The 10582-nt window shown below is 68.1% G+C and carries 7 protein-coding genes and 1 pseudogene; 2 read left to right on the top strand and 6 right to left on the bottom strand.

Annotated elements, in window-relative coordinates:
• Positions 1 to 121: 121 nt before the first annotated feature.
• Both ACZ6DT_RS06200 and ggt read right to left on the bottom strand, forming a co-directional pair.
• Positions 122 to 466, bottom strand: a pseudogene (locus ACZ6DT_RS06200) (methionyl-tRNA formyltransferase); the annotation flags it as partial.
• Positions 467 to 670: 204 nt separating this feature from the next.
• Positions 671 to 2482 carry a gamma-glutamyltransferase gene (gene ggt, locus ACZ6DT_RS06195; protein WP_465589475.1) on the bottom strand — a complete coding sequence of 604 codons (1812 nt, stop codon included), beginning with the start codon at positions 2480 to 2482 and terminating at the stop codon, positions 671 to 673.
• 97 nt (positions 2483 to 2579) lie between these two features.
• Between ggt and ACZ6DT_RS06190 the strand changes: the two genes are divergently transcribed.
• A complete protein-coding gene (locus ACZ6DT_RS06190) occupies positions 2580 to 3959 on the top strand; it encodes a pyroglutamyl-peptidase I (RefSeq protein ID WP_465589472.1) in 1380 nt (459 codons plus the stop codon).
• Between the two features lie 74 nt (positions 3960 to 4033).
• Here ACZ6DT_RS06190 and ACZ6DT_RS06185 read toward each other — a convergent pair whose 3' ends face one another.
• The gene (locus ACZ6DT_RS06185; RefSeq protein ID WP_465589469.1) at positions 4034 to 6127 is read right to left on the bottom strand and encodes a primosomal protein N'; all 2094 of its coding nucleotides are present in this window, start codon (positions 6125 to 6127) and stop codon (positions 4034 to 4036) included.
• A gap of 458 nt (positions 6128 to 6585) precedes the next feature.
• Here ACZ6DT_RS06185 and ACZ6DT_RS06180 point away from each other — a divergent pair, with 458 nt between their 5' ends.
• Entirely contained in the window at positions 6586 to 7578 is a 993-nt protein-coding gene (locus tag ACZ6DT_RS06180; protein WP_465589466.1) for a hypothetical protein, read from the top strand.
• Here ACZ6DT_RS06180 and ACZ6DT_RS06175 read toward each other — a convergent pair.
• The 3 genes from ACZ6DT_RS06175 to ACZ6DT_RS06165 all read right to left on the bottom strand — a co-directional run bounded on the left by ACZ6DT_RS06175 (position 7559) and on the right by ACZ6DT_RS06165 (position 10059).
• Positions 7559 to 8770, bottom strand: a complete 1212-nt coding sequence (locus ACZ6DT_RS06175) for a JmjC domain-containing protein (protein ID WP_465589463.1) — start codon at positions 8768 to 8770, stop codon at positions 7559 to 7561. The genes ACZ6DT_RS06180 and ACZ6DT_RS06175 overlap by 20 nt on opposite strands.
• 66 nt (positions 8771 to 8836) lie before the next feature.
• Complete coding sequence (locus ACZ6DT_RS06170; protein WP_465589460.1) at positions 8837 to 8962, bottom strand: hypothetical protein; 126 nt, start codon at positions 8960 to 8962, stop codon at positions 8837 to 8839.
• 476 nt (positions 8963 to 9438) lie between these two features.
• Positions 9439 to 10059, bottom strand: a complete 621-nt coding sequence (locus tag ACZ6DT_RS06165) for a bifunctional DNA primase/polymerase (RefSeq protein WP_465589457.1) — start codon at positions 10057 to 10059, stop codon at positions 9439 to 9441.
• Positions 10060 to 10582 lie beyond the last annotated feature (523 nt).

The following is a 10582-nucleotide window of genomic DNA, read 5'->3' as shown; positions in this document are numbered from 1 at the left end:
TTTGCTTGTGGCTCAGGCTTTAGTCTTTTCTTGTGTCGGGTTCTGGGAGGGTGGGGGAGGGCGGCTTGCCGTTTCTTTTTTCCCCCGCGTGGCGTGCGGCCGGGCCCCCCCCCCCCCCCCCCCACGCGGGCAGCAGCGAGAAGTGCAGGTTGACCCAGCCGTGCGCCGGAATGTCCAGCGCGGCCTGGGGCAGCAGCGCCCCGTAGGCGACCACCGGGCACGCGTCGGGGGCGATCTCCGCGAGCCGGGCGAGGAACGCGGGGTCGCTCGCCTTCGGCGGGGTCAGCACCTCGATCCCGTGCTCGTCGGCCAGCGCGCCGATCGGGGAACGGACGACCCGGCGGCCGCGGCCCGCCTGCGCGTCCGGACGCGTCACGACGGCGACGACCTCGTGCTGCTCGGACGCGAGGAGCGCGCGCAGCGACGGGACGGCGGGTTCGGGGGTGCCGGCGAAGACGAGGCGCATCAACGCACCTCCGCCGGGGGGACGGGTACCTCTGACTGGGCGAACATCGGGGCTCAGTCTAGAAGGGCCCCGCCGCCGGGGCGCGCTCGCTGTCCCTGTCCCCGCCGTCGCGTGCCATGAACGGTCCGTTCCTTGCGAAATTTGCAAGGAACGGACCGTTCCTAGCACGCGAGAGAGCTGAAGAGGCCTTCGTGAGCTCAGTCCCTATCGGGGCGGCCAGGGCAGCACGACGGCCGCCGAGCCGCCACCCCGCCGGGTCGGTTCGGCGGCGGCGAGCCACCGGCCGTCCCGCAGCCGTTCGACACCGGTCGCGGCCCCGATCTCCGTGGGCGCCGTCGAGAAGCCCTGTCCCTTGGCCTTCAGCGCCTTGAGCACCTCGGTCTGGTCCAAGAACGCCTGTTCGACCTGCGCGGCCGCCGAGTTCCGCTGCGAAGCGCGCGGTTCGGCGATCGCGTCGACGAGCTTCAGGCCGCGGTCGATGCGGCCGGTGAGGATCTGCAGCACCGTGGTGATGATCGACGCGCCACCGGGCGAGCCGACGGCCAGGAACGGCTTACCGTGGTCGAGCACGATGGTCGGCGCCATCGACGAACGCGGCCGCTTCGCCGGGCCCGGCAGGTTCGGGTCGGGCACACCCGGCGTCACCGGGGTGAAGGAGAAGTCGGTCAGTTCGTTGTTGAGCAGGAACCCGCGGCCCGGTACGACGATGCCGCTCCCGCCCTCCTGCTCGATGGTCAGCGTGTAGGCGACGACGTTGCCCCATCTGTCGGCGACCGTGAGGTGCGTGGTGTTCTCGCCCTCGTACGGCGTCGGCGCGGCGTTCGTCCCCGCCACGCACGGCGTCGGCCTACGCGGGTCGGCGGGCGCGACCGGGCTCGTCCCGGCCTTCGCGGGGTCGATCAGGCACGCGCGGCTGTCGGCGAACTTCTGGCTGATCAGTTCCTTCGCCGGGACGTCGACGAAGGCCGGGTCGCCGATCCACCGGTTGCGGTCGGCGAAGGCGTACCGGGTCGACTCCAGGAAGTAGTGCAGGTAGTCGGCCTTCTCCAGCTTCGAGAGCTTCGTGTTCTCGAGGATGTTCAGCGCCTCGCCGACGGTCAGCCCGCCGGACGACGGCGCGGGCATGCCGTAGACGTCGAGGCCGCGGTACCGGGTCTTGGTCGGCTTCCGCTCGACGACGCGATATTTGGCGAGGTCGGCCGCGGTCAGGTCACCGGGGCGCACGTTCAGCGTCGACGCGGGGTCGACCGGCGGCTTCCGGACGGTGTCGACGACGTCGGCGCCGATCGGGCCGCGGTAGAGCACGTCGGTGCCCTTCGCGGCGAGCTGCGCGTACGTGCCGGCGAGGTCGGGGTTCTTGAACGTCGTGCCGATCGCGGGCGGCGCCCCGCCGGGCAGATACAGCGACCGGGTCGACGGGAACGCCGAGAAGCGGGCGGCGTTGTTCGCGATCTGGGTGTTGAAGGTCTGGTCGACGGTGAAACCCTTGCGGGCGAGGTCTTCGGCGGGCTTGACCGCCTTCGCCAGCGACCTGGTCCCCCACTTGCGCAGGGCTTCGTCCCAGGTGGCGGGTGTGCCGGGCACGCCGACGCTCAACCCACTGGTGACGGCTTCGGGGAACGGGATCGCCTTGCCGTTCTCGACGAAGAGGTTCTCGTTCGCCGTCGACGGCGCGGTCTCGCGGCCGTCGAGGGTGTGCACCTTGCCGGTGCGCGCGTCGTAGTAGACGAAGAAGCCGCCACCGCCGAACCCGGCGGAGAAGGGGTCGGTGACACCCAGCGCGGCGGCCGTGGCGACGGCCGCGTCGACGGCGTTGCCGCCCTCGCGCAGGATCTTCGTGCCGATCGCGGTCGCGTCCGCGTCGATACTCGACACCGCGCCCAGGTAGCCGACGGCGGTCGGCGACTTGGGTGTCGGTGGGGCGGCCGCCGCGGTGCCCGGCGCGGCGGCGCCGATCAGGGCGGCGATCGCGGTGACTGCGGTGATGCGTCCCAGAGTGCTTCTGTGCGCGGCCATGGCGCGAGTCTGCCCCGCCTGTCCACCTCGGACAAGACCCGGCCAGACCTGCGAACGTCGGTGGTGCCGCCCGGCCTCGATGTGAAGAATGCGGTCCATGAAGACTCCCGGCAGGCGATGGGGCGTGCTCCTTCCGCTGCTCATCGCCCTCCCCGTCCTCGCGGTCCCTGGCGTCGCACAAGCCGAAGGCGCGCGTGCCTGCTTCGACGACTCCGCCGCGATCACCGTCGAGGAGAAGCGGCTCACCGCGACCATGCCTTCGGGTGGCCCGGCGGTCGGTCCGGAACTCGTCCGGCTCGCCGGATTCGACAAGCTCGTCTCGGACTTCACGACGCGGCTCTGCGCGACGAAGACCGCTTCGCGCGCCGAGAAGCTCGCGGAGACCGCCGGTGACGGGCTCTGGCGGACCGCGGTCGCTCGCGCGCAGGGCCGCCGTCCCGATCTCGGCAGCATCGACAAGGCCGACGACCGGCCGCTCTACTGGGCGCGCCTGCACATGAGCAAGGCGCTGCGCCAGTGGACGCCGCGCTTCCCGCTCTCCGCGCCCGCCCGCGCGGAACTGTTGAAGACGTTCGACGTCGGCGCCCGCGGCCTCGACGACTCCCGCTTCCCGGCCGGCCCCAAGCTGCGCCGGGTGCTGGTGAGCGGATTCGACCCGTTCACCCTCAACGGCGCGGGTGTCCGCATCGCGAACCCGTCGGGCGCGGCCGCGCTGCACCTGGACGGCAAGGTGATCCAGACGCCGACCGGGCCCGCGCTGGTGCAGGCCGTGTCGTTCCCGGTGGTGTGGAGCTACTTCGACGCCGGGATCGTCGAGGCGGCCTACGGCCAGGCGTTCAGGGACCGCTTCCGCCGCCCGGAGCTGATCATGACGATCAGCCAGGGCCGTCCCGGCCGCTTCGACATCGAACGATGGGCCGGCGCCTGGCGCGGTGGCTCGCCGGACAACCTCGACGAGCCCGTCCGCGGTCCGGTCCCGCCCGCCGCCGGCTGGCCGCAGCCGGCCGTCCAGTTCATCGAAACCACGCTGCCGTACGAAAAGATGCTCGCCGCGCCCGCCGACGCGTACCAGGTGCTGTACAACCAGGCGTTCTGCGTCTGGCCGGATAGCGGTCACCCGGGGACGGGAACGGCGGTCTGCCGGGCGGACGCGCCGAAGCCGGGCGAGATCGCCGCTTCCGGTGGCGGCGGCAACTACCTGTCGAACGAATCGATGTACCGGAGCAACCGGCTCCGGACGGGGCTCGGCCTGGACGGGATCGAGGGCGGGCATCTGCACACGCCCGTCCTCGGCACGCCCGCCGATCCTTCGGCGCTGACCGACGCCGACTTCGAGGTACGAAGGGCGGCGATCTCTTCGCAGATCGTCACCCTGCTCACCGCCGCTCTCGGCGGCTCCGCCGCCAAACCCGCTTCGCCCGCTCCGGACGCTTCGGCTCGCGCCGACGTCCTCGCCACCCCCGGTACGACCCTCTGACCCCATGCATTTCGTCCTCTGAATGCGGTAGTTGCGTGTGCAAGGACCGCATTCAGAGGACGAAACGCGGGGGGTTAGATGAGCTCCAAGGGGTCCAGCTGGATCCGGATGGGCTCGGACGCCTTGCGCGCGTCCCGGCGGGCGGCGGCCGCGTGGATCGCGGCGGCCAGTGCCTTCCCGTCCGGACGTGCGACGCGCACCAGTGCCCGCTCACGTTCGGCGTTGCCGTCCTCGTCGACCTCGCCGAGCGGCACCGGGCCCAGCACCTCGCCGGTCTCGGGCAGGGCGAGGTCGTCGAGCAGTCCGGCGACCGCGTCCGGGGTGCCCTCGATACTCGCCATCCGCATCGCGGGCGGGAAGCCGAGTTCACGCCGTTCGGACAGTTCCTGGCTCGCGTGCCAGCCAGGGTCCCACCGCACCAGCGCCTGCACGACCGCGAGACCCGCTTCCGCGCCGACGAACACGCGACCGCCTTCGGTCCCCGGCCGCACCAGTGCCGCGGCCGCCATCCAGCGGCGCAAGGTCTCCTCCCCCGCGCGCAGGTCCTGCCGTCCGAGCAGCGCCCAGCCGTCCAGCAGCAGCGCCGCGCCGTAGCCGCCTTCCGCGACCGGTTCGGCTCCCGGCGTGCACACCACCAGCGCCGGTTTTCCGGGCACTGAAGCCAAAACCTCCGACGCGCCCGAGGTCCGCACCGGGAATCCGGAGAACGCGCGACCCAGTTCCTCCGCGGTGCGCTTGGAGCCGACGACGACGGCCCGCAATCGCACCGAACCGCAAGCGGCGCAATGGAAGTTCGTCTCGGGGACACCACACCAGCGGCAGGCGGGCGGCCTCGGCGCGCCGTCGATCAGCCCGCCCGGCAGGGAAAGCGGGCCGGCGCACCGGCGGCAGTGCGCCGACGTCCGGCAGTTGCCGCAGGCGAGGCCCGGGACGTATCCGCGACGCGGCACCTGCACCAGGACGGGGAATCCACCGGCCAGTGACTGCCGGGCCGCCTCGAAAGCGACCGACGGGAGGCGCGCGGCCTTCGCCGCTTCGTCCCGGGCGACGTCGAAGTCCTCGCCGACCGGGGTGACCCGCGGCGCCGCGGCCCGCAGTTCGGGACGGGCCGCCACGAGCGGCTGCGCCCAGCCCGATTCCACCAGGAACTGCGCCTCGGCGGTGCGCGCGAACCCGGCGACGAGCATGGATCCCTTCGCGGCGTGCGCGCGATCCATCAGTACGTCGCGGACGTGCGGGTACGGCGCGTGCTGGTCGAGGTGGACGTCGTCGCCGTCGTCCCACACCACGAACAGGCCCGGATCCGCGACCGGCGCGAACATCGCCGCGCGCGTGCCGACGACGACCCGCACCGCGCCGCGCAGCACCGCGAGCCAGCGGCGATACCGCTCGGCCGGCCCCAGCCCGGCGATCAACGCGACCACGGAATCGGCGCCCAGCAAGGAAACACAAGCGTCGTGCAACCGCGTCAAGTCGCGATGGTCGGGAACGACCATGACGACCCCGCGTCCGGTGGAAGCCGCGACGGTGGCCGCTTCGGCGAGGCGGCGCGGCCAATCCTCGCCCGGCAGGGCCTGCCAGACGGCGTTGGCCGGACGCCGTTCCGCGACGGCCTCCAGGAAAGCGGGGCCGTTTTGGTACCTCTCCCAAGCCGTGGTTTCGGGCGGCTCCGGCGTCGACGCGGGCTCGGCGGGCGGCTCGGCCTCGACTTTCGCGTGCCGGGACGGGATCGCGAGGCGCAGGACGTCGCTGAGCGTGCCGCCGTACCGGTCCGCGACGGATCGACAGAGCGTGTGCAGCGCCGGAGGGAGCACCGGCTCACTGGAGGTCACCCTGTCGATGTACGCGAGCTTCCCGGTGAACTCCGTGGTGTCCGCCCGCTCGACGAGATACCCGTCGACGAGCTGGCCCGCGAACCGGACGCGCACCCGGCAGCCGGGCACGGCGGCTTCGTGCAGCTTCTCGGGGATCCGGTAGTCGAAGGTGCGGTCGAGGTGTGTGAGCGGGATGTCCACGACGATCCGCGCCACCGGGTTCTCGGGCGCGGGATTCTGCGCGCCGCGGCGGCTGGCGGTTTTCGCGCGGGACGGTTTGGCCTTCCGCGCCGGCTCGGCTTTCGGAGGCTCCGGGAGGTCCCACAGCGGGGTCGGTTCGGGACTGCTGCTCACCCGGTGATCTCTACCAGACTCTGTCACCACTGCCTGTCACCGCGTGGGGCGCGTCTCGCCGCGGAGTGACGTGAGGGACTTCCGGGATCGCGTGGGTCAGGTTGGTCGTGAGTGGCGATTCGGGCTAGAACCAAGAGGGTTTCAAGTACCTGCTGCGGGTGGGTCCGGAACGCCGCCTCGAGCCTCAGTGGCACCACCAGCCCGGTAGGTCCCTTTCCCAGTACATGAAGGCCCCCTTCCTTGCGCCCAGGTACAGGAAGGGGGCCTTCATGTACCTCACCCGACATCAGGCCGGTGACGCAGGGAAGGCCTCCTTCCCTACCCTCAAGGTAGGCAAAGTCAAGTTTCAACTGAGGTACCGAACCGTCAGGCAGTGATTCCGCAGGTCAGCAGAGTGACGCTCCCCGTGTGGAGTCGGGTGAACGGGCCTCAATCAAGGGCTGTAGCAGGCCCGGGGCTTGACCGAAGACCTCACCGGCTGCTCAGGGCTTCGGACGACGGCGAGTGAACTCGGCTCGCCGTCGTTCTCCCTGGAACAGTTGGCAAGGGTGGGTGCCAGCGAGACCGCAGGCCAAGTGTGCTGCGTCACGTCGTATCGGTACGGTCTACGCATGTCCAGTAGCCCTGTGCCTGCACCAGATCTGCGCAAGACGTCGACAGATTCCGTACTTGATCGAGTCGAGCGCTCGCTGGGTGTTGAACTGGATCGGTCTGTGATCGTGCGCAAGCGTCGGACCGTGGGGATGCCGACGGCTAGCGACACGTGGGTTCGGATTGAGGTGCGTCCGCTCAATCGCATCAGTGGTCAGAGCTGGAACGGCATCGAAGCTGCCGAAGCTATTCAGGGCATCTCGAAACCTGCATGGTTCCAGGGCGTGTCTTGGTTCGATCAGGAACGTTCGCTGATGTGGCGTGCGGACGAGACAGAGCGGGTGATGGCGCCCGCGATCAAGCCGGGTGGGGTCCTACTCGAAGCGCCAGACCTGTCCGACGAGTGGTGGACCACGCTGAACAGCTCACTGGACCTCTTGTCCCAGCAGACCACTACGCGCGTCGCTGGGTTGCAGCCGATCACACAGGCGCGCATCAAGGCGACCGTCGAAGTGGTGTTCCCCGGCATCGATGTGACGGTCGACGAGTGGACCACCAACCATGCTGATCTCGCGTGGGCGAACCTGACATCGCCGGACTGTGTCCTGCTCGACTGGGAAGACTGGGGGCTGGCCCCGCGCGGCTATGACTCTGCAACGCTACTCGGCGAATCCTTGGCCGTTCCCGGTCTGGCTGAGCGAGTCTCTCGGGAACGGCACAAGGATCTGGCGACGCGCTCTGGACTGGTAGCTCAGTTGTACCAGTGCTCGAAGTACCTCAACGCAGGTGAACGCGGTGGAGCACTTTACGAGCCTGCTCGCATCCTGGCCGAGTCGGTACTTAGCTCGCTCCGGGGCTAACCAGTCCGTCGTAGCCGGTAGCCAGCTCCGGAGTGAGCTCCGCGCAGATTTCTGCGGTCACCAGCACATCGGCGATCGTCGCAGCGTCGACTCCAGTTGCGGCTGTCACCTCGGAGACTGTGACCGGAGCGCCCGACAGCAGCATTCGCAACGCGGGCACCGCGCGCCCAGCGAACCTGATTTCCTGCTGCCCAGCTTCGACTACAACTTCGTTGCCTTGCTCGCTGATGCGTGGCGGAAAGTCTGTCACGCAGACCAAGGCGTTGACCGGTCCGAAAACCCCGCGCGTCGCGATGTGCCGGCCAGTTCGTCGGTCCTGCTCCCGCGCCGCGAAGAAATCGGCGACGGTGTAGCGCGACATCAGGTCGGTCGCCGCTTGACGGAGCGCGGTTTCTTGCTCAGCACGCACGAGCGGAGGCGCCCAGCGTTCGAGGTCATGTCGGAACAGCTCATCCCGGCAGGACCTGTCCACAAGCCAGGCCAGCCAGTCGACGCCAGTACGCTTCGTAAACCCGAATGTCACGTGAAGGCTATGGCCCTGCCCTCGCTCCTGGCGGGTCGCGCGATGCCAGTACCCGCGTGGGATGTGCATGACGTCACCAGTTTCCAGGGTGCCTTGCCATACGACATCTTCGGGCGGATCGGGGTTGGGCTCGGCGTCCCGAAACATCGGAGCGGGTCGCGCGAGGCCGCGGACCTCCCAACTCTTCGAACCGGACAACTGCACGATGATGACGTCGTGGTCGTCCCAGTGGATGTTGAATCCAGCTGCCGAACCAGTCGTCAGGTAAGTATTGGCCTGAACGAGTTCGCGGGACCACCACTGCAAAGCCCGGCTGACGACCTCCAACGTAGGGTCGTAGGTGTTCGCCTCGTCGACTACGAGCGTACAGCCGTCTTCGATCAGCTGGCCCAGGCGTCGCATATCAGCCATGGGGACCGCGTTCCCGCGCCGCGCGGTCGATTGGGTGAGGTAGTTCTGAGGGTGGACGAATGCACCGTCCACGAGGCACTGAAGGCGGTGTGCGGCAAGGCTGCGTCGCATGACGATGTCTAGCAATCGCGTCGGGGTAAGTAGGCGCGGACACAGGCCGGTGTCCGCCAGCGATCCGCGCGCAAACCGTCGACCAACATCGTCTGCACCAGACCAACCAAGCGCCTTTTCCATGGCCGATATGAGCTGATGTTCCATCCGATTCTCCTCTGGTGGAGGGGAGGTCTCGCACCGCGCGCGAGACCTCCCCGAACTTGATGAGTGCTACGCCGGATCGCGGGTTTCGCCCTCGTCCTGACCGTCGGACAGGTGGAACTCGGTCCGATCGCTGGTCACGGTCTTCGGTTTGACCGAGACCACCAGAGGAGTCATCTCTTCGTTTTCACCCATTTTTGCACCTCCTTTCCTGTTATTTTCCTCATCGAAGCCTGCGTTCCAAGGCGGCGCCTCGAAAACGCAAGCGAGAGGAGTACATGTTGATACTGGAGGTAGATCGGGGACCACTCGGAGTGCCCCAGCACTCCACGCTGATCAGCGCGAGCGTCCACCGTTGCTCTTGGTCTGTGTCGGCCATTCAATCACCAAACCAGCCACTTGCATGATTGCCCTTCCTGCTGGGCCGTTGAGGTACCGGCTGCGGGATCCGCTTTGGTAGGGCAGGCCGAATTATCTGAGTGTCCTGATCGCTCGGCCAAGAGGGAAAGCATGTCGGGCACTGGGAGCATCCCGATGAGAATCTGCCGAGCGTGCAGACCTTTCCGCACTGAGAAACGCCAAATATCTGCGCCTTTGTACGGAGCTGCTTTCTTTCGTCCCCTAACCGATGCTGTACGTCGTCGTGCAGCACAGCACGCCATGCCCGATCATCAGACCATTCCGACGCGTTGGTCATCTCGGAATCCTGGACTTGCCGTGTGTGCACGGATCCCGGGTCGCATCGAGTCGATCAAGGCCGCCTGGATACGATCAGCATTGCCGAACCGATCTCGCGTTGCCGACGGCGGAATCCACCACGACACAACGCCGGTTTTGACCCGACTGGGCGGCAATGGCTGCAATCCTCCGAGTTGGAGCAATTCGATGCCATGCACCTTGGCCAGTTCCGGTGTGAGCGTCGCGCCTGGCTCGACGAAGAACCGCACGCCATCTGCGGCGAGAGCAACAGGGCCGAGAGGAACCGACATCAGTCCAGCGGCCTCTGAAGCGAGAGGAGTCGGTACGCGGAGTACGTCAAAATGCGTGCCGGTCACCGTCAAGATGATGTGCGGATGATGCGCCCACCACCCGCCTATCACGGCGCTGTCGGTGGTGGCCAGGTTGTCATCGACAGCCGCTTCGCAGCACCCCAAATGCTCTGCGGTAACCGGATGCCAACTAGTAAGCCCGTCGCACACAGGCCCCGGCAACACAGGCCAGCCAAGCTCGGCGTAGGTAACCGCGGCATGAAGAAGTGACTCGGTCGGATGTCGCGAGGCGACGATGGCCATAACGGAGTTCCTCTCGAACGATTGGGTGCTGGTCCGCGCGGCAGGAGGGGGTTGCGGTGCGACCGCGCGAACCAGCGACGCAGGCGAACCAGGTAGTACTGCCTGGCTCAAGCCACCTGCGCTTCTCATGAACGCGCCAGCCCGATTCTTTGGACGGTCGCGCTCAGCCGACTCCGTGCCTGTGCACGGGCTAACCGATAGCGGTGTTGATAGACCGAGTAGCTCTATTAGCAAAGTGCGCGCAGGGCGTGCCGTGGGTCTACTTCAGCGAGAAGTGCGCGCCCAGCGGCCAGGTAGGCACGGCATGGCGCATTAGGCCGACGCCAAAGCTGAAGCAGCCATACGCGTCGGCGGCCACAGGCTGGGCATCGACCACTTTCGTCGGGGCCGTGACCATCGAGAAGCGAACGCACCGCTGCGACTAATGGTAATACTTCTGAGCGCGCTAGCTTCGCCGCAGCATTGTCATCACCGGCCGTCGCGACGCGCTCGATTGCGGCAAGCTGAGCGCTAACCGAATCAT

It is taken from the genome of Amycolatopsis sp. NPDC041971 (assembly GCF_055588925.1).
This window is presented reverse-complemented; position numbering and strand designations above follow the sequence as displayed.

What these genes read in the sequence shown, in the direction of transcription:
- ggt (WP_465589475.1), bottom strand. Translation starts at nt 2,482, where the DNA reads ATGGCCGCGCACAGAAGCACTCTGGGACGCATCACCGCAGTCACCGCG.
- ACZ6DT_RS06190 (WP_465589472.1), top strand. Translation starts at nt 2,580, where the DNA reads ATGAAGACTCCCGGCAGGCGATGGGGCGTGCTCCTTCCGCTGCTCATC.
- ACZ6DT_RS06175 (WP_465589463.1), bottom strand. Translation starts at nt 8,770, where the DNA reads ATGGAACATCAGCTCATATCGGCCATGGAAAAGGCGCTTGGTTGGTCT.
- ACZ6DT_RS06170 (WP_465589460.1), bottom strand. Translation starts at nt 8,962, where the DNA reads ATGGGTGAAAACGAAGAGATGACTCCTCTGGTGGTCTCGGTCAAACCG.
- ACZ6DT_RS06165 (WP_465589457.1), bottom strand. Translation starts at nt 10,059, where the DNA reads ATGGCCATCGTCGCCTCGCGACATCCGACCGAGTCACTTCTTCATGCC.